The sequence below is a fragment of the Bacillus sp. MYb56 genome (assembly GCF_002976445.1).
Lineage (GTDB): Bacteria > Bacillota > Bacilli > Bacillales > Bacillaceae_G > Bacillus_A > Bacillus_A mycoides.
Map to the genome: position 1 here is coordinate 392,779 of NZ_PCOH01000001.1, position 20,429 is coordinate 413,207.

Annotated in this window: 17 protein-coding genes; 3 read left to right on the forward strand and 14 right to left on the reverse strand. The window is 34.6% G+C overall.

Annotated elements, in window-relative coordinates; translation table 11 throughout:
• Positions 1-27: 27 nt before the first annotated feature.
• Genes ablB through CQ058_RS01965 form a run of 5 tightly spaced genes read right to left on the reverse strand, consistent with a single transcriptional unit; the run spans position 28 to position 4,860 of the window.
• A complete protein-coding gene (gene ablB, locus CQ058_RS01945) occupies positions 28-927 on the reverse strand; it encodes a putative beta-lysine N-acetyltransferase (protein ID WP_002189517.1) in 900 nt (299 codons plus the stop codon).
• Positions 924-2,192 carry a peptidase gene (locus CQ058_RS01950; RefSeq protein ID WP_002141659.1) on the reverse strand — a complete coding sequence of 423 codons (1,269 nt, stop codon included), beginning with the start codon at positions 2,190-2,192 and terminating at the stop codon, positions 924-926. The genes ablB and CQ058_RS01950 overlap by 4 nt, the downstream gene beginning before the upstream one ends.
• A 15-nt stretch (positions 2,193-2,207) precedes the next feature.
• Positions 2,208-2,870, reverse strand: a complete 663-nt coding sequence (locus CQ058_RS01955; RefSeq protein WP_002127246.1) for a CoA transferase subunit B — start codon at positions 2,868-2,870, stop codon at positions 2,208-2,210.
• Positions 2,855-3,553: an acetate CoA-transferase subunit alpha gene (atoD, locus tag CQ058_RS01960; protein WP_002085805.1), complete on the reverse strand. Its 699-nt coding sequence runs from the start codon at positions 3,551-3,553 to the stop codon at positions 2,855-2,857. The genes CQ058_RS01955 and atoD overlap by 16 nt, the downstream gene beginning before the upstream one ends.
• Entirely contained in the window at positions 3,550-4,860 is a 1,311-nt protein-coding gene (locus tag CQ058_RS01965) for an aspartate aminotransferase family protein (RefSeq protein WP_002136137.1), read from the reverse strand. The genes atoD and CQ058_RS01965 overlap by 4 nt, the downstream gene beginning before the upstream one ends.
• A gap of 801 nt (positions 4,861-5,661) precedes the next feature.
• Here CQ058_RS01965 and CQ058_RS01970 point away from each other — a divergent pair.
• Positions 5,662-6,411: a DUF4397 domain-containing protein gene (locus CQ058_RS01970; RefSeq protein ID WP_002012659.1), complete on the forward strand. Its 750-nt coding sequence runs from the start codon at positions 5,662-5,664 to the stop codon at positions 6,409-6,411.
• A 33-nt stretch (positions 6,412-6,444) separates the two neighbouring features.
• On the opposite strand, the gene CQ058_RS01975 is transcribed toward CQ058_RS01970, so the two are convergent.
• Positions 6,445-7,563 (reverse strand): BA2291 family sporulation histidine kinase, encoded by a 1,119-nt coding sequence (locus CQ058_RS01975; protein WP_002085809.1) that lies wholly within the window; start codon positions 7,561-7,563, stop codon positions 6,445-6,447.
• 253 nt (positions 7,564-7,816) lie between these two features.
• Between CQ058_RS01975 and CQ058_RS01980 the strand changes: the two genes are divergently transcribed.
• A complete protein-coding gene (locus CQ058_RS01980) occupies positions 7,817-8,209 on the forward strand; it encodes a YueI family protein (protein WP_002085811.1) in 393 nt (130 codons plus the stop codon).
• A gap of 120 nt (positions 8,210-8,329) precedes the next feature.
• On the opposite strand, the gene CQ058_RS01985 is transcribed toward CQ058_RS01980, so the two are convergent.
• On the reverse strand, positions 8,330-9,754 hold the full coding sequence (locus tag CQ058_RS01985; protein WP_002085816.1) for an aldehyde dehydrogenase family protein: 1,425 nt from the start codon (positions 9,752-9,754) through the stop codon (positions 8,330-8,332).
• A 143-nt stretch (positions 9,755-9,897) separates the two neighbouring features.
• Complete coding sequence (locus tag CQ058_RS01990; protein WP_002127238.1) at positions 9,898-11,253, reverse strand: hemolysin family protein; 1,356 nt, start codon at positions 11,251-11,253, stop codon at positions 9,898-9,900.
• A 363-nt stretch (positions 11,254-11,616) separates the two neighbouring features.
• Here CQ058_RS01990 and racA point away from each other — a divergent pair, with 363 nt between their 5' ends.
• Positions 11,617-12,159, forward strand: coding sequence for a chromosome-anchoring protein RacA (gene racA, locus CQ058_RS01995; protein ID WP_002189514.1), 543 nt, complete (start codon positions 11,617-11,619; stop codon positions 12,157-12,159).
• Between the two features lie 101 nt (positions 12,160-12,260).
• On the opposite strand, the gene CQ058_RS02000 is transcribed toward racA, so the two are convergent.
• The 6 genes from CQ058_RS02000 to CQ058_RS02025 form a co-directional block, all read right to left on the reverse strand.
• A complete protein-coding gene (locus CQ058_RS02000) occupies positions 12,261-12,857 on the reverse strand; it encodes a hypothetical protein (RefSeq protein ID WP_002085820.1) in 597 nt (198 codons plus the stop codon).
• A gap of 317 nt (positions 12,858-13,174) precedes the next feature.
• Positions 13,175-15,025 (reverse strand): hypothetical protein, encoded by a 1,851-nt coding sequence (locus CQ058_RS02005; RefSeq protein WP_002189511.1) that lies wholly within the window; start codon positions 15,023-15,025, stop codon positions 13,175-13,177.
• The gene (locus tag CQ058_RS02010; protein WP_002189510.1) at positions 15,015-16,832 is read right to left on the reverse strand and encodes an AAA family ATPase; all 1,818 of its coding nucleotides are present in this window, start codon (positions 16,830-16,832) and stop codon (positions 15,015-15,017) included. The genes CQ058_RS02005 and CQ058_RS02010 overlap by 11 nt, the downstream gene beginning before the upstream one ends.
• 107 nt (positions 16,833-16,939) lie before the next feature.
• Positions 16,940-17,200, reverse strand: coding sequence for a hypothetical protein (locus CQ058_RS02015; RefSeq protein ID WP_002085825.1), 261 nt, complete (start codon positions 17,198-17,200; stop codon positions 16,940-16,942).
• Positions 17,201-17,276: 76 nt separating this feature from the next.
• Entirely contained in the window at positions 17,277-18,704 is a 1,428-nt protein-coding gene (locus tag CQ058_RS02020; protein ID WP_002189509.1) for a basic amino acid/polyamine antiporter, read from the reverse strand.
• A gap of 213 nt (positions 18,705-18,917) precedes the next feature.
• Positions 18,918-20,429 carry an ABC transporter permease/substrate-binding protein gene (locus CQ058_RS02025; protein WP_002085827.1) on the reverse strand — a complete coding sequence of 504 codons (1,512 nt, stop codon included), beginning with the start codon at positions 20,427-20,429 and terminating at the stop codon, positions 18,918-18,920.

The window sequence follows — 20,429 nt, forward strand, 5'->3', positions numbered from 1 at the left end:
GGGCTTTATTATTAACCCGACTCCCACCTAACTTCTTTGCTTTACAGTCGAATTTTGAGGCGGGAGTCTTACTGCTTTCGAATAGCTGGATAAATCTTTCACCCATATATTCATATCTTCCAACTTATCAAAAATGTAGCAATTATTCGCAAGCCTTCCCGTATATGTATAGCCTAATTGATGAAAGGCTGCATTCATACCGAAAGATAGCGAGCGAGCAATTGTATAAGAACAAAAAATAGATTTTTCTTGGAGCTCTTCCTCCAATTTAATTAACAGACTTTTCATGAAACCATGTTTTCGATATTCAGGTAATGTAGCACAATTCGTTAATTCTGCATTACCTTCTTTCACGTTCATTTCAGCAGATGCTGTACTAATAATTTCCCCCTCGAATTCATAAACATAGTAAATTGTATCGTCTTCCTTCATCGTCTGCTTTACATAATTCCCATCATTTAAAGGTGTCGGATAAACTTCAAATACTTTTCCAAAGACAATTGCTAATTCTTCCGCATCCTCTTCTGTCGCTTTTCTTAACACAAATTCCTCTGGGACTATTTTTTCTTTCACTTCTTTTTCTTTTACACCACTTAAAATAGTATCTTCCTCAGTCCAATGAATACTATTTCGTCTTTCATCATTATGATATTTCACGAAGAAGTGCGCATCGTGCCCTTGAAAATAATGAGGTATCGTTGCTTCCAGTAAGAAACCGAAAGAGAGCCATGTTGAAACATGCTCTCCCTTTCCTTTAATAATACATTTAGTGAAAGAATGTTTCTTTGCTAATTCATCGATTGTTTGTATGATGCTTTCAACATTTCCTGTATAGTGATCAACTCTAATACGTTTATTAAAATAATCTAAAACCCCTTCTACTGTATAATGCTTTGTCTGTTCACTAAAAGATTCATAGTATTTCATTTTTTCACCTCACACCAATCTAGTAATGTACATGCAATTATTTTTGCGGCAGCAATCATTTTATCAACTTCTATATATTCGTTTGGATAGTGTGCTACTTTCGTCTCTCCTGGACCAAATACTATCGTGGGTACGTTAGCTATTTGTGTGAACAAACCTCCATCTGTTCCCCATGGCGAAGCTTCTATAATCGGCTCGTTCCCTTCGATTTCAACAAAGTTATGTTGAAGCGTTGTAATAAGTGGATGATTTTCTTCTAGTTCACCAGGAACCCATCTAGCCCCAAACCATTCTACTTCTACAGGATTTTTTACAAACCAACTATCCACATCTTTTAATTCACCAATCCAGCCCTCAAACTCTTCTTTTGCTGCCTCTATAGTCTCATTCGGCGCAATACCACATCTTCCTTCTAAAATTAATGAATCGGGAACAGAACTTGGCCAGCTTCCCCCTTCAATTTTCCCAACGTTAATTGGAATTGGAATCGGAATCCCCTTAAATAACGGATCTGTAATTCGACCATTTCTCTTCTCTTCTAATTTTCTCAAATGCTCTACAACAAACATACTTTTTTCAATTGCACTTACTCCTTCATAACGTGTACCACCGTGTGCTGCTTTTCCTTTTATATGTAGACGAAACCACATTGATCCTTGTTGTTTCGGAAAAAACTTCATATTCGTCGGCTCAGGAATAATAACGCCATCTGCCTTATATCCTCGTAAAATAGTGGCTAATGTTCCTGCCCCACCGCTCTCTTCTTCTATTACACTTTGAAAATGTATATCACCTTTTAGTTCAATACCAGATTCAATAATCGCTTCCATCGCAAGCATAAGTGAGACATTGCCGCCTTTCATATCTGTTGTTCCACGTCCATATATGCGGTTTCCTATTTTCTCTCCACTATATGGATGATGGGCCCACTGATTTACATCCCCTTCTGGCACGACATCAATATGCCCGTTTAAAATCATAGATTTCCCTTCGCCACTTCCTTTTAAAGTCGCTACAATATTCGGGCTATCTGTAAAACTTGTACGAGGTGATACGAAATAAGGGTGATCTTTCATTTCATTAAAAGCAGGCTCCCAAATATCAAGATCTAGACCTAACTCACGCAACTTTTCAATAACAATTGCCTGCGCACCACTTTCATCACCAGATACGCTCTTTTCTTGAATTAATCGTGTTAAAAATTTTACACTCTCTTCTTCATGACCCTCAATATAATCACAAACTTGTTTTTTTAATTGCTCCATATATTACAACTCCCCTCATTCAATTACTAGTAAATTTGAGCTTATATGAAAATCAGCTGTCGTATGTCGTTTTACATCTTCTACAGTATATGGACTCATTAATTCTTGTAAGACAAGTCCTCTTTGGGTCACTTCCATGACAGCCATGTCTGTAATAATTAAATCTACACATTTTTTCGAAGTTAATGGCAATGTACATTCCGAAACAATCTTTGCATTTCCGTATTTATCAACATGATTCATCACAACAACGACCCGCTTCGCTTTTTGCGCTAAATCCATCGCTCCTCCAATACCTGGAACGCGTTTTCCTGGTACAATCCAGTTCGCTAAATCACCATTTTCACTTACTTGTAACGAACCAAGTATCGTAACATCAAGTAATCCTTTTCGAATCATGCCAAACGCCATGCAGCTATCAAAATAACTTGCTCCTGTAATAAGAGATGTTGGTAAACCAGCTGCGTTACATAAATTCTCATCTTCATTCCCTTTACTTGGCGTTGGTCCCATACCAACAATACCGTTTTCCGCATGAAACATAACATTCATATCTTCTGGCAAATGATTCGGTACAAGCGATGGAATTCCAATACCTAAATTTACAAGCATACCATTCTGAATTTCTTTCGCTGCACGTCTTGCAATCTTATCTCTTACTTCTACGCCCATACCCATTTCCAATTCACTCCTTCCGATGGCACGATATAATTTACAAATACACCTGGGACGACAATTTCTTCTGGATCTAAACTTCCAAGCGGAACAATTTCTTCTGCTTCTACAATCGTTATGTCACCAGCCATAGCTACGTGTGGATTCATATTACGAGCGCTTTTATCAAATACAAGATTGCCAAACGGATCCGCTTTTTTCGCATATACAATTGCGACTTCAGCCGTTAAAGCTGTTTCAACTAAATATGTCTTTCCATTCATTTCAACTGTACGCTTTCCTTCTTCTACAATCGTATCAACACCAACGTCAACTAAAATACCACCAAGCCCTACACCACCGGCGCGAATACGCTCTGCGAGTGTTCCTTGCGGAGAGAATTCAATTTGCAATCTTCCTTCATTTAATTGTCTTCCCGCATTTGGATTTGACCCAATATGAGAAGTAACTAAAGATTTAACCCTTTCATTCGTAACAAGACGACCGATTCCTACATCAGGAAATCCAGTATCATTTCCTATTAAATTTAAATTTGTAATTCCTTTATCTAAAACAGCTTGAATTAAAGATGGAGGGGATCCGATTCCTCCAAATCCCCCAAACATTAATGTCATATCATCATGGAACAAAGAAATTACTTCCTCTATTTCTTTTAATTTACCGAATGTATTTGTAATAGTTGTCATGCGATACTATGCCCTCCTTTTTGCATCATCTCTTCCACGCTCTTTACAAAAATTGAAAGTAATTCATCTAACTCGGAATATGTAGTTGTCATTGGTGGTGCAACAAGCAGTGCACTATCCTCTTTTCCTGCTTGCCCTGAAACAGCTTGGTATAAGAGCAGTCCATTTTTAGCAGCAACTGAAATAAGCTCCGACGCTTTTGTAAACGGTTGCAATTCTATTCCAATTAGCAATCCTTTTCCACGCACATCGGCAATGATTGTCGATTGTTGCTGAACTTTCTGCAAACCTTTTAATAAATACTCTCCCTTTTCTGCTGTTTTTTCAGGTAAATTATGTTTCTCCATATATTCAATAACAGCTAAAGCCGTTGCTGCAGACAATGGATTTGCACTAAGCGTATGCCCGCTCATTACAGAACGTGATCCATGTAAAATCGGCTCCATAACACGGTCACTTACTATTGTCGCTGCCATTGGTGTATAACCCGCTCCTAGCCCCTTACCAAGGGTCATAATATCCGGTTCTACACCCCAGTGCTCCATAGCAAACCATGCACCAGTACGACCAAGTCCAGTCATTACTTCATCCGCAATAAATAATATATCGTAATGACTACAAATATCTTTAATTACTTTATAGTATTCTTTCGGCGGGACAACCGCTCCTCCAGCAGCTCCGATAATCGGTTCAGCAATAAAAGCTGCAATATGTTCTGCACCAATTCGATCAATCGCTCTTTCTAGTTCAGTCGCACAAGAAAGTTGACATGTTGGATATACCTTTTGTACAGGACATCTAAAACAGTATGGAGCTGGAATAGTCGGATAATCTTCCAAAATAGAAACGAAACGTTGTCTGCGCAGTGGATGCCCAGACATAGATAAAGCTCCCATTGTAATCCCGTGATAGCTCATCCACCGTGACAAAATTTTATGTTTCCCTTGAATGCCACGCTCCTGAAAATGCTGAATTGCGATTTTCATAGCTGTTTCATTTGCTTCCGTACCACTATTCACAAAAAAGCTCCAGTTCAAATCTCCTACACATAAATCACTTAACTTCTTCGCTAATTTTTCAGCTGGTTCACTCGTAAACTGTGATCTATAAACGAAAGCGATCTCCTCTGCTTGTTTTTTAATAACTTCTGCTATCTCTGCTACGCCATGTCCAATACCTGCCGTAATCGCTCCAGACGAACCATCAAAATATTTATTTCCGTTTTGATCATACAAATACACACCTTTTCCATGTGAAATCATCGGATACGGCTGACCAACAAGTGGTTTAATTAAGTAATCGCGCATAGCGCTCCCCCATTTCTTCAATTTGTATATGTATATGAAGAAAATTGACGTTTCTTTCATAAAAAAGAATCCTCTGCAAAAGCAGTGAATTTATCAAAAAACTATTATAAAATATACAAATGACTGCTAAATATTATTTTAAAAACAGAAAATTCAGAACTTAAAACGAAGACCAACCTTACCTGTACGCTTAAATACCCCTTCCTGATTTAAGATAACAGCAAATTGAATATTTTTTTAATATAATATCAACTTCCCTCAATTGCTGACATTGTGTAAACTTCGACGGAACTCCCGTTATTCTCCTTCCTATTATCCTACTTTATATTGCATATTTTCAAACAAAATTCGACATTTCACTTCGCCTCATTTATCATAACTATTTCTTAACAAATAGTACCACCTGTTTAGAACAATAAAAAAAGAACCGATTAACCACATTAATCAGTTCGGCACGACGCTCTTTTATCGGTATTACCTTATCCAACGTATCACTAAAATTAATAGAAATACTCATAATACAAATCCATAATTCGTCCCACAGCCTATAGCACCAAATCCTCCATAACTTTATTCCCAATAACTATGGGGATATCCCCATCCCAATGGTTCCACTCCTTCCATCAAAGTCAAACTACCTTTCCTTTATAATTTATGTAGGACAATTATCGATTTGTATGTGTGTTTGCCTATAAATAAAAAAATCCCCATTTTAACTTTTCCTTCTAGAAAGGCAAGTTTTTTGCATAACCTCTTTCTAGCTTCGCATATATTTGTAATGATGATAAAGGAGGAATGTTCATGACTCAATCCGAAATTGAAAAATACGGCCAAGAAGCTGCACGTTACGAACAGCTCGCTCGTTACTATCAATATAGCAATCCTAAAAGATATGTAGAACTCTATATGAAATACTATGATGCAATTACAAAACTTGTACAAGCATATGAAAAGAGAGATTCACAAGAAGCGACTTTACCGTCACATATGAGAATCTTCCACACAGCTCCCCATACACCAGCAGTTGATATTATAATAAACGGACAAAAGGTTATTAAAAATATTTCTTTTAAACAATTCAGTCCGTATTTATCATTAGTGCAAGGTAAATACCGTATTGATATTGTCCCTGTTGGAAACGAAACTCCAATATTTTCAGCATTAGTACCAATAATGGGGAATCACACTTATACCCTTGCAGCGGTCAATAGCGATAATCATCTCCAATTACAACCCATTCTTGATAATACTCATTTACCATCTGGTCAAGCAAAAATACGGTTTGCACATTTTTCACCAGACACTCCAGTTGTAAATGTAAATTTAAAAGATGGGGATCATTTATTTGAAAATGTACTCTTTAAGCAAATAACAGATTTTTTACAAGTTAGCCCTGGTACAGCAGATATTGAAGTTTCACTTGCTGATACAAAAAAAGTACTATTAACCATTCCAAAATTCAACGTTGAACCAAATACAATTTACACAATTTCAATAGTTGGTTATTCAACTGAGGATCCAAAATTAGAGACCGTTATACTTACAAATTAAAACAGTCTACACCATTCGCATGGTGTAGACTGTTTACTTTTGAAACGTAATTTGAAATTCTGTCCAATCGTTATCCGAACGACACAATATGGATCCGTTATGTTTTTCTACAATTTGTTTACATACAAATAGTCCAATACCAGTTCCTAGCTTTTTAGTAGTTACAAATGGCTCAAAAATGGTCTCTACATTGTCTGCTGGAATCATAGGTCCATTATTTTTTATAACAATGCGAACAGCCTGATCCTCTTCAAATACATCAATGATAATTTTCCGCTCTTCTTTCACCGATTCAAGAGCATCAATCGAATTCATTAAAATATTTAAAACTACTTGCTTCACTTCACTCCGGTAACCAACGAGTGGAATAGGATACGGCAAATTCTTTTCAATCAAAACATTTGCATTAACTAAACTTGGATATAAGAATTGTATAATATCTTGAAATAAGTCATTTACCAAAAAACGTTCAGATTCATTCCACATTTCTTTTTTCGATACAAGTAAAAATTGCGAAATCCTAAAATTTAATTGATCTAATTCATGTGAAATAATATCTAAATACGATAGATTAGGGTGATCTGTCTTCAATAACTTTACAAATCCCATAATCGAAGTTAGCGGATTACGAAATTCATGCACAAAACTAGCCGACATTTGCCCTAGAATCGTAAGCCTTTCTTTATGTGTTTCATTTATATATTGCTGTTTTTCTTCTAAATTTCTCGATATAATTTCTGAGTATTTTAAAACGGTATAATAAATTAATTTGTCAAAACAAGTATGTATTTTGGCCATAATCGGTTTCAGTTCACGAGCACTTACATCCAATTCGCACATCGCTTCAAAAAGTTCATTTCTTCCCACATTTGCATTGTAAACAAAATCTCCAATATTCGCATCTGCCCCTGCACGCTCAATGGCAATTTTCTCACATAATGGCTGAAGATAATTAATGTCTTTATCTTCCATAATAAGTTCGATAATTAACTCTAATAAATTCGCTCCATTTTGAACTACCTCTTGTTTAAATGGATCTTTTTCGGAAATTATCATTTTGTTTTTCCAGTTCTCTACGAATTGGTGCCTGTTGTTTTTCAAGTGCGAACAAAATACTTCTTTAATATCCTTATCGATTGGAAAAACCTCCATTCCTCCATTTCCATACGACGAATACCCTTTATATTTTGAATATTAACACAAAAAATACATTTCGTTAATAGATTTTTGTCACATTTTGTTAATTTCTGTTGATAAAATTTATTTTTCCTTTCTTATTTAAATAAGTTGTATTCCTATATCCCTTTCCCTTCTCATTTTTTAAATTATTTTCCTGTTCAAAACTACTTTTTTTTGCATCCTTTTTAATTCTTGCGTACAATAAGAAGTGAAAGGTGTGAAAAATATGGTAAATAAAAATGTGGAAGACTATCTCCAAGAAGGCATATATGGCCAAAAGCAAAACAAACCAGAAGAACGTAATATGTACTTAACTACATTACGTGAGCGTGTAGAAATCGCTTTAACAATCGGTCAAGTAATGCAAAGTAATGTGTATACAGAAGTAACGGGTAACATACGTTCTTCTCAATCATTACAACTATTCCTAAATGGAAGCATTGCTTACCCACATTTATCAAAATACATTAAATTAGCAACTGAAAAAAATATTCCTTTTACAATTGTTCAAAATAAAGGTACTGAAACACCAATCGGTTTAGTACTCTCTCATAGCACTGCTGTAGATAAAGAACATATTTATGTCGAAGATGATATTTTCAAACAAGAAATGAAGTAAAAGGTACACTTGATTAAATGTAATCGTTCCGAGAAACGTAAAACAAACAATAAAAAACGAGTATGGAATCGTAAACATTTCCTGCTCGTTTTTTATTGCGGTGTTTAAGCTCGATCTACTTTATTTTTTAATACACACTAATTTCATTTCTGTCATTTCTTCTATTGCATATTTAATCCCTTCACGGCCTGTTCCACTCTCTTTCACACCGCCATAAGGCATATGATCTACTCTGAACGTTGGAATATCATTAATCATGACACCACCGACTTCTAATTCATCAATTGCACGCATTGCCTTACATAGATTGTTTGTAAATACACCTGCTTGTAATCCATAACGTGAATTATTTACTTGTTCTAAAGCCTCATCAAATTCTTTAAATGTATTTACAGTCATAAGTGGACCAAATACTTCTTGGCACTGAACAGATACATAATCTGGAACATTTGTTAATACAGTTGGTTCAAAAATCCTTGCATCACGTTTGTTACCACCGTATACAACATTAGCTCCTTCCTTAACTGCCTCTTCCACCCATGAATTTATACGTTCTACATCTTTTTTTGAAATAAGTGCTGATACATCTGTTTCTTCATGAAGCGGGTCTCCTACTACAACGTTTTCCATTGCTTTCGTTAATTTTGTAATAAACTCTTCCATTTTGCGTTCATGCACAAAAACACGTTGTACTGAAATACAAACTTGTCCATTATTCACAAACGCGCCCCATTTTACACGTTCAATTATTTCGTCTGTCAATTCAACATCTTCATCAATAATTACTGCAGCGTTCGATCCTAATTCTAACGTCACTCGTTTCAACCCGGCTTTTTCCTTAATTCCAATACCTACTTTCGGACTTCCTGTAAAAGTAATACTAGCAACGTTCTCATCTTTTACTAATGCCTCACCTACAACAGATCCAGGTCCAGAAATTATATTGAAAGCTCCCTTTGGTAAACCAGCTTCTTCAAATAATTCTACCAATGCATACGAAGAAAGTGGCGTTTGGTCGGCAGGCTTTAGCACAATAGTATTTCCAGCCGCAATTGCTGGGCCTACCTTATGTGCTACTAAATTAAGTGGAAAATTAAACGGTGTAATAGCACCAATAACCCCGATTGGTTGTCGAATTGTATACGCTATACGGCCACCTGCTCCTGGTGCAGCATCTAATGGTAACGTCTCACCATATATTCGCTTCGCTTCTTCAGCTGCAAACTTATATGTTTGAACAGTGCGATCTACTTCTCCCCGTGCAGCACGAATTGGTTTTGCAGCTTCTTTTGCGATAATCTCTGCAAACTCTTCTCTTCTCTCATCCATTTTTTGTGCAACCTTTTCTAAAATAGTTGCACGGTCGTATGCGGATAATTTTTTCATTTCTTTCATTGCATTTTTGGCCGAAACTATTGCTTCCTTAACGTCATCTTCTGTACCTTGCGCAATCTCCGCTAATGTTTCTTCAGAATATGGTGCATACAATGGTTTATACGTCTCTACTGATTTCCATACCCCATTTATATATAAATGTTTTTTCATAGTGGTTCTCCTTCCGAATATATGTATACAATAATACATTTCATTTATTTCACCTGGTGAAAGGTCTGACTTGTGTAATTGTATCATAGCCCTAATACATCAAAAAACATTTTGCTCAAAAAAACTCTGCTACAAAGCAGAGTTTACGAACTAATTTGTTCTTGGAGCGAAATCTTTTTTTCATCTCCTACAATAACAATCGATTCTGAAGGTTTCGTTACTTCTAATCTCTTAATATAGTGTCCATCTAATTTTTTTACGCAAAATTTATAATTTTCAATCTCAATGGTATCACCCTCGGAAATCTCAATATTTTTTGTTAGGATCCAACCGCCAATCGTATCGACATCATCGTCGTCAATAGTCAAACCTAATAATGCGTTCACTTCACTAACAAGTACTTTTCCCTCTAAAATCGTTTTCGTCTCACTAACTTGTTGGATTTCCGGTTGTTCATCAGTATCGAACTCATCTTGAATATCCCCTACAATTTCTTCTAAAATATCTTCAACGGTTACAAGACCTGATGTACCACCATATTCATCAATTAATATAGCGATATGTGTTCTTTCTCTTTGCATTTTTAAAAATAGATCATGAATTGGGATAGATTCAATAACTAAAATAATTGGCCTAATATATTGCTCCACTGTCTTTTCACTAACAACTCGGTGCTTCACAAAATCTGTAAATATATCTTTAAAATTCACAAAGCCTATTACATGGTCCTTATCACCATCAACAACCGGATACCTCGTATATTTTTCATGAGACATTTTTTGTAAAGCCTCTTCAGCAGGCATTTCTTTATTTAAAATATTCATCTCTGTTCGTGGTACCATTATTTCTTTCGCAATACGATCATCAAATTCAAATATTTTATTCACATACTTATATTCAGATTGATTAATCTCACCATTTTTATAACTTTCTGAAACTAACAACCGCAATTCTTCTTCTGAATGCACTTCATCATGCCCTTTTGGTGGTTTCAACCCAAGAAACTTTGTAATTAACCGAGCTGATCCATTTAAAATCCAAATGAATGGGAATGCAATACGATAAAACAAAATGAGTGGCTTAGCAACAAAGAAACTCACTTGTTCTGCTTTTTGAATCGCAAATGTTTTTGGAGCTAACTCTCCTACTACCACATGGAAAAATGTGATAAACAAAAATACTAAAATTATAGCTAAAATGTCTGCGAGTTGAGTAGGGACGTTCCAATTTGCAAACAACACATCAAACATGTGCTTTAGCGCAGGTTTACCAGACCACCCAATCCCAAGAGCTGTAACAGTTATTCCTAATTGACAAGCTGATAAATATTCGTCTAAGTTTGTAATGATTGTTTTGACAGATATTGCACGATTATTTCCTTTTGCAATTAAATAGTCAATTCGTGAACTCCTCACTTTAACAATTGCAAATTCTGCTGCAACGAAAAATGCCGTTAAGGCAATTAAAACAATCACTATACTTATACTATATATGTCCAAATACTTTTCCTTACTTACAGTGTAAGCAAGGAAGCCACCTCCTACTTAAATTTATTCAAGTGAAGTAAGCATTCTTATACTCTAATAAAATTCTACATTAGTAACCACCTTTTTATATATTATATGCATACATAAAAAAGATATTTATAATTATGATAATCTAATTAGCTTATTATCGTCAAACTATAATAAGCCCAATTTTCCGATAACTAAAAATGATTTATATAAATAGTATGTGCTAAACAGCTGAACTTCGTGAAAAAACACTTTCTTTGCCGATTCCACACTTCTTTTGTCACACCTGAAGGGAACTTGCTACATAACTAGAAATCATTCAACAGGATATATATAGGAGGGATTATTTTGGAATATAAAACACCATTTATCGCAAAGAAATTAGGTGTTAGCCCAAAGGCTGTTGTCCGGATTGCACAACAATTAAATCTTACGATTAAAAAAAATAAATATGGTCATTTTATTTTCACACAAGGTGATTTAGATCTAATGTTAGAATACCATCGCTCTCAAATGGACCAGCCTCAAAACTCTCAAACTACTCAAAAACCATCTTCAAATGATGTAGAAAAATTAAAAACTCAAGTAAACACAATTGCTCAAAACACATCATCGAATGATTTTGAGCAATTAACAGCTCAATTTACCACAATTACGAGAAGACTAGATCGAATGGAAGAACAAATGCAAGATAAAGCAAATGATGTCGTTACATACCAACTTTTACAACATCGCCGCGAAATAGAGGAAATGTTAGAACGAATTCAAAAACTAGAAGCTGCCCTAAAAAAAGAAGAACCAATATACATTACTCCTGATGCAAAACCAACATATGAAAGAGAAAAGAAACCGAAGCGTCGTAAAATGATTTTTAGTATATTTGGACTATAATATTTTAGACCCTTATTCTGAGAATAAGGGTCTACTTTTTGTATGAAAACAGATGCCTGTAATAAGTAACTCTTCTTCATACTATACATATTCATATATTTTCATTTTGTTAACATAATATTTTTACTGTATTCTGCAATAAGTGCCTGCGCATGAGCATTCCCTTGAATAATATCACGGAATTCTTTCAAGGAATACAGATGTGTAGCCCCTTTTCGAGCATGAATTCGCACTGGTACACCTTGTAAAGTATCATGAAACTGGAATGGACTATCTATCGGTTCGATTGGAAAACCGAGTGTAAGTAAATACATATACATTCTTTTTGTAACTGCTGCAATATACCATTCCGCTTTCGTCTCTAACGCATGCATAAATAAAATAGCTGCCAGCCTTTTGAAATGTCCTCTCCCCCGAGACGTTTTCGCAATACTTAACTTTCCTATTTCATACACATTTTTCAAATCTTTCACTAAATCATTTTTAGAAAACGGATAGAAAAACTCAGAATTTGATTGTTCAGGTACTGTAAACTTAATACATTCTACTGTACCAATATGATGTTCATCTTCTATTAATAAAAATCGTGATGGATTTAAATTACGTTCTACAAACATTAAGTTTCTTTCTTCACAAAAATCTCCCCACAGTTGCTCGAACCAAAAATGCTCTTCCTTTGTTTGAACACGCTGGAACATATTTAACCGCCTTTCCCATCGCCGCTCTGTTTTTGATAACGCTTTCACTTACTATCATATAAGAACAAATCTTCGTATGCAACTAAAAATATTTATGTCTTATTATATTCTGCAAAATGAATTAAATTCCTACTTATTAGTCATTAATACACATGCAAAACCCCTTAATTCCCCATACTGTTACAAACATAACAAGATTCAATTACTCTAATAAAAAAATGATAATCACTATCAAGTTCGAACCGTATAATGTGTCTTTCCGTACTGCATATAATTCTTCTTAACCTAAAGAAATCCTTCATTAAAAAGGATTTCTTTTACATTTTATTACTTTTTAACCATTTCTCAAAAATTTGAATCATCCCATGCTTCCCAGCCAACTTCTCTTCTCCTTGTTTCGTTTTATATGGATATAATTGTAAAAACACTCCACATCCAGATTCAATTTTTTTACTATGCATATGGCTACCTGGATATACACAAATCACTTCATAAATCGCTCTTCGCTTAAAAATTCGTTTACCATTCTGTTCTTCTACATACTTAATAGACCAGTATTTATACATTTGCTCCGTTGCTTTCGTATTACCGACAGGCTGAAAAATATTGTACATAGGGCTGTATTTCACTTCGATAATAATAGAAGATTTATATACATACTTCTCTTCTTCCTTTACATAACAATCTAAACGAATATCCGGCTTCTTTGTGTCCTCTCCGTTATAAAAATTACTTCCTTTGCTTAGTGCAATAAGAGGGTGTGTTTCAATTAAATCATTAAACGCGACGTGCACTTTTATATCATCTCGATGTAAAATCACTGTCGTTCCATCTTGTAATCCGTCTAAATAAAAATGTTCTTGTATTTGTTCACGAATAGGATTCTTATCTTCAAATCCGATTTGTTCTAATATAGAAATAACGATAAAAAAAGCGTAATACTCATACACTAAAAACGTTGGTTTATATACGAATAATAAAGATGGGGGTTGCTCCGTAAGTTGCGGTAACAATTCTAAATGGTGGATTAATTGTTGATGCGGTATAGATAAAGTGTTCGAATTAATGGTAGCTGTTTCAGAAACTTCCCTCCAAAATGGAGAATACAATAAATTTCGAAAGTATTGCACACTTTCATATACGATATGAGCTAATATTTTATATTCTTGTATTTTCACAGAACTTTTCCGTAAATCTGCTTCTTTCAGTAAATGTAGATTTCTATATTTTTGTTTTTCCCTATCCGTCACGGATCCATTTCGTTCAATCGTTTTCATAATTGTTTTAACAGCTTGAAATTCATCTGACTTTTTCTTCTTTTCTCCTTCTAGTATTTCAATAGTTTTACGTACAAAAATTTCTGCTTCAAGTAAATAATAATAGAATTGCATCGTTTTAAATTTAAGAAATGCATTTTCAATACTATTTTTTTGCTCCTTAAATTTACGGTTGTAATATTTCGCATAAAGCTTTCTTTCTGTCATAATGGCAGTTTTTCTCGTTGCCTTCCGCGCTTTCGTTTCCCATTCATATTCGTGTACAAATTCCGCATTCGATTCTACTTTCTTAAAAATTTGTTTTATTCTTTTCATTTTTTGTGGCAACTTTCTTAACAATACCAAATAAGAAGAATCTTCAATATCGCTAAGTGCTGAGAAAGTTTTCTTGTAATAACCTCTATCTAAAATTAACTCGTTTAAAATTGACTTCACATAATCTTGAATCATTTCAAATTGGTCATCAAAAAAGTTTTTAGGAACAACTTGAAACGCACCATAATAAGTTTTATCTTCTATACGCACTTCAAAATGGTATAAGCCACAGCGCCACGGATAAAAAAATTCAGTTTTTCCATGTTCATACACTAATACTCTTTGTTTTTTTTCATTTAATTCATATTGTGACTCTTTTATATTCTTTTGTCCCTCATATACTTTATTCCATATGAATGTAATATCCATTGGATTTTGATAATGGAAATGTAATTTCAGTGGTTTTAATTCCTGTACTTTATAAATACATTGAACTAATGCTGTAGTAGACGTACAAAGCCGGTTTAAAAGGATAAAATCGCCTTTCCCCTCAGTACCAATAATTAGCTTCAATACAAACGGGAGCGTTTCTTTCGTATCGACGATTGCTGTTTCATAACGCTCCTCATTTTGCATAGCCATACAGCTCCAGTTCTCTACGCTTTTGTCTTATATAAGCTAAAGAATGTTCAAATGTAGATACACGATTTGCAAGCGGAGACTGTAAAAGTGGTATCAATGTCGCTCCCCTTTTTGCTTCTTCAGAAAGTAGAGGGCCCACTGTCATTTCTGTCCCCCTTAATTTCGTTAATACACGCTGCTTTATTTGCAAATCAAACCCTTCTTCCCTGCTAATCATATAGGACTGATTATTTTGGAACGGTATATTTTGCAAATACGTAGCGATTGCGCTTGCACATCGGAAAGAAATTCCTTTTGATATATCGTGTGATGATAATACATCATGTAACTTATCCAATAACTCTAATTCCTCTTCAGTATACACTTCGATCATCTCTTTATTCCTAAACCAATTGAGTCGAAATTCTCCCGTTGTTACTTTCAGCGGGGGTTGCTGAACAACTTTCTCATGTTCTATACTCATCTCGCAAAACGGAATTTTTTGTAATGTAATCAAATTTGTTCGATCTAATAATCGATCGGAAAGCTCTTTCGTCGTTTCATCAAAATTTACAGTGCCTACGAAAATAATATTCTCACCAATTTCCACTGAAGGTGGAATTTGATTTTCTATTTCTTGTACTTTCTCATACAAACTCAAAATACGATTTTTCTTTTCAAGTTGAAGAACGGATAGAAACGGAGTAAACCAATGCTCAATATGTGACATGTTCATTTCATCGAACACAATTATATACAATTGATTTGGATTTTCTTTAGCCTTTAACAATGTCCGAACTAACTTCGTTTCACTTTCAATAAAATTACCATTCGGATGAAGGTAACCGAGAATATCATGTGGTTCTTGATACGATGGTGAAATCGGAATCCAAATTAATTCTTCCCCATAACGTAACCCAAGTGATTCTGCATAAGCTTGCACAAAGCGTGATTTCCCAACACCTGGTATACCACCAACAATTGTTAACATATTGGTTTTAATACTAATGTGAAAATTATATATATCTGTATCATCCAAATATAACCCTTTATTACGAACCATACTTTGTACATACTGCAAAAAAGAGGATTCACGCTCATCCCATTCCCAGTCATCCTTTTGCATTTTAATATCTTCTATTTCAACTAACTTACCTTCTTCAGCAATTCGTTTATTTAGTTGGTCATACACATTTTCACTTACAAAATATAAATGATCATCTACTGCTATTTCTACATGTTTCATCCAATCGTTTATTTCAATATATTTGCATTCTTTTCTTTGCTCAAAATATGAAATTGAACTTATTGATGATTTTAACGATAAATTTCCATATAGCCTTCCTTCATGCCACAATAATTCTGGAGGCTCAAAGTCTTTTGGTAATTTAGGCATAAGAAATGATAAATAACCGTTGCTTAACTTCCGTTCCAATGACGCTCTCTTTTTATAATTTGAGACCTTTGGTGAAGGAATCACTTTATATGAAGATGCTATTTCCCGAGGCTCTTCTGTGCATATTAATTCCAGAAATAAATTTCCACGATCATAATAAAGACGAAACATAACCAGTTGCTTTTCTAATTTATGCTTCTTTAAATCAGTAAAGATTTTTTCATTCTTTTTATTACTGCATAATCCTTCAAACAAATATTTTCCAGTCGGAAATAACTCTTGTAAAGTTAAAGGTATTGAAGAAAGACATTGTACAAAGAAATTTTCTCCATTCTTCTCTCCCTCAGCTTTTGCAAACTTCCCAATAAACCTCATATAATACATTCGCTTTATAAAACTTGGATGAAGAGCTTTATGTAATTTCAACGTAGTCACCTTCTTTTTTTCATACTATCCTTATTGTATGAACTACAATCTAAAACTAGAAATAAAAAACCTGACGTCATCCGTCAGGTTCAAAATTAAAACGTATATTAATGAGAAGGAAATGCTTTTTTTTCTTGTAAAATGGCATTATGAGCGATTTTCATTTTAGCAAGTACGTACCGTAATCGATCTTCGGCATTTTCATCTTTATTTTGCTGCAAACTCGCCAAATTCTCTACAGAACTCGCTAAATTTTCAATCACGCCTCGAAGTTCAGGATGATGATTAAAAAAAGATTCTTGTACTAATACTTTCCTTAAATCACTAGCTAAATCCATAATTCTAGACAACTGTTCTTTTTCTTCCATTTTCATCCCTCCTGAATATCTTATGTATTAAATATTCTCTAGACAAGGAAAAAAGCCCTTTAAATTAAAAGGACTTTTACATTTTTATAGTTCCTGTCAGTAACATATAAAGTGATGTAATAGCTGCAATAACAATTGCCAACATCACATATCGCTCTTTGCCTGCAAAACAACGATTCCCTTTTTCTTTTCTTGCAAACATATACACGAGAATCCCAATACCATATACGATTGAAACAAGCAATAAATTCTTTAAACCAGCTGCATAAATTAACCATACAGAGTATAGGGAAGCAATTAATGCTAACAATCCATTTTTTACTCTCGCAACTTTCAGCTCTTTCGTGATGACTAATTTCAATTGAAATAGCGCTGATAATAAGTACGGCAGTAATATAGATGTTGACGCAATAAAATACATAATTTGATATGTCGATTGTGAAAACAAAACGATTATAAATATAGTTTGGGCAACGATATTTGAAATCCACAATGCCATATGCGGCGTTTGTTTCTTATTTGTTTTCGTAAAGACTTTCGGAAACACGCCGTCTTTTCCTGCTACGTGAGAAATTTCAGAAACAAGTAAAAACCAGCCAATTAATGTACCTACAAGTGACGCAACTAATCCAATATTAATTGCCATTGCACCCCATGGCCCAACAACATGTTCTAATACATGTCCCATTGAAGGAGTCTCTAATACTGAAAGTTCTTTTCTTGTCATGGCTCCCATTGACAGAACAGAAATTAAAATATAAATAGACATTACTAAAATAAGTCCAAGTACTGTCGCTTTTCCAACGTCTCTACTATTTTTAGCTCTTCCTGATAATACAACTGCTCCTTCAACCCCAATGAACACCCAAAGGGTTACGAGCATTGTATTTTTCACTTGACCTAGTACAGAGGAAACTGAGATAGTTCCTTCGCCCCAAAAGTCATGTGTAAATGTATCCCAGCGAAACGCTGTTACCATCACGACAATAAATAATAAGATCGGAACTAATTTCCCAATCGTTGCGATAACATTCATAATGGAGGCTTCACGAATTCCAAATAAAATTAGAAAATGCAATGTCCATAATAAAAGTGATGCACCTACGATTGACGCAACATTATTTCCGCCTTTAAAAATTGGGAAGAAGTAACCTAATGTACTAAACAGTAACATAATTGTTGCAACATTTCCTAAAATCCCTGCTAGCCAGTATCCCCAAGCACTGTTAAAACCAATATATTCACCGAATCCAGCTCGTGCATAACTATAGATTCCGCCCTCAAGCTCCGGTTTTTGTCTTGCTAACGTTTGATATACGAGCGCAAGTGGAATCATTCCCATTGCTGTAATACACCAACCAATTATCGTTGCACCACTATTTGCTCCTACTGCTAAATCATGCGGTAAACTAAAAACACCGCCACCAACCATCGTTCCAACTACTAATGCGATTAACGGAAAAAACCCTAACTTCTTTTCTATTTGTACCACCCCATCTGTCATTCTAGGTGTTATGTTCGTTCAACTATTAAAGTCACCTTTTTCTCTAATAGACGTTTCTCTTATATTTTTTCAGGAAAACATTACTTATTCTAAAAGAAAATGAAGAAAAATGGAATACTTTTTTGAAAAAATGTATAAGTATGCACAAAAAAACCGTTCATTTTGTAATGAACGGTCATTTCATACATATAAAATTGTATATTTATTGTAAAATTAACGAAGTAACTTCTCTTTTTGTAAAAATTGTTTTGCGACTTCTTCGCTACTTTTCCCATTCACATTTACTTCATAATTCATTTTTCTCATTTCTTCATCTGTAATCTTTCCAGATAATTTATTTAATACTTTTTCGAGTTCAGGATATTTCTGTAACGTCTCTTTTCTTAATAATGGTGCTCCTTGATAAGGCGGGAATAGTCCTTTATCATCTTTTAGCACTTTAAGCCCATATTGCTCCAATTCACTATCTGTTGAATATGCATCGATTACGTTAACATCTCCCGATTGTATTGCACTATAGCGCAGTTTCGGTTCCATCGTTTTAACATTTGAAAACTTATAGTTATATAATTTTTGCATTCCTTTATAACCATCTTCACGATCAGCAAATTCTAATGTAAATCCTACTTTAGCTTCCTGTGCAATTTTTCCTAAATCAGAAATTGTATTTATGTTATTTTGATCTGCTATTTTTTTCGGCATGGCTAGTGCGTATGTATTGTTATACTCCATTGGCTTTAACATAACCATATTATATTTCTTTTCCATTCCAATACGAGCTTGTTCATATACTTCATCACGATTTGTACTTTTCGGTTCTTCTTTCACGAAAGTAGATAAAGCTGTACCTGAAAATTCTGGGTATATATCTACTTCACCTGATTTTAACGCTTCGAATACAAATGCTGTTTTTCCAAGGCCTGGCTTTAATTCCACTTGTAAATCTGTATCCTGTTCAATAAGTTGCTTGTACATTTGAATTAATATTTCTGGTTCAGATCCAAGTTTACCAGCAATAACTATGTCTTTCTTTTCGGTATTCCAAAGAAATGGAGCAGCTATCATTACTACAACTATACATATCGTCAATATAACGCGCTTAGAAGAGCGTTTCGGGCTCTCAAGTATGCGAAGTACTATATCAAAGAATAAAGCGAGTAACGCAGCTGGTACGGCCCCTAAAATGATAAGCGCATGGTCATTTCGATCTATGCCTAATAATATGAGCTTACCGAGCCCACCAGCGCCTATTAAAGCAGCTAATGTAGCCGTTCCAACAATTAATACCATCGCTGTACGAATACCAGCCATAATAATTGGCAATGCGAGTGGAAGCTCTACCTTCCATAATCTTTTCCAGCTATTCATCCCCATAGCTCTCGCCGCTTCTATAAGTGATTCATCTAATTCCCGTATTCCTGTATATGTATTTCGTAAAATAGGTAATAGTGCATACACAACTAATGCGATTATAGCTGGCAGTTTTCCAATTCCTACTAACGGAATTAATAGTCCAAGTAAAGCAAGTGAGGGCACTGTCTGCATAACAGCAGAAGTCCCTATAATAAATTCAGCCATTCGTTCTTTTCTCGTTAATATAATGCCGAGCGGCACTGCAATAATTACTGCAAAAAATAGTGAAATAAGCGATATTTGTAAATGCTCACTTAATGCACTTAGCAATTCTACTTTTCGTTCTTGGAACGTTTGAATAAAATCAGTCAC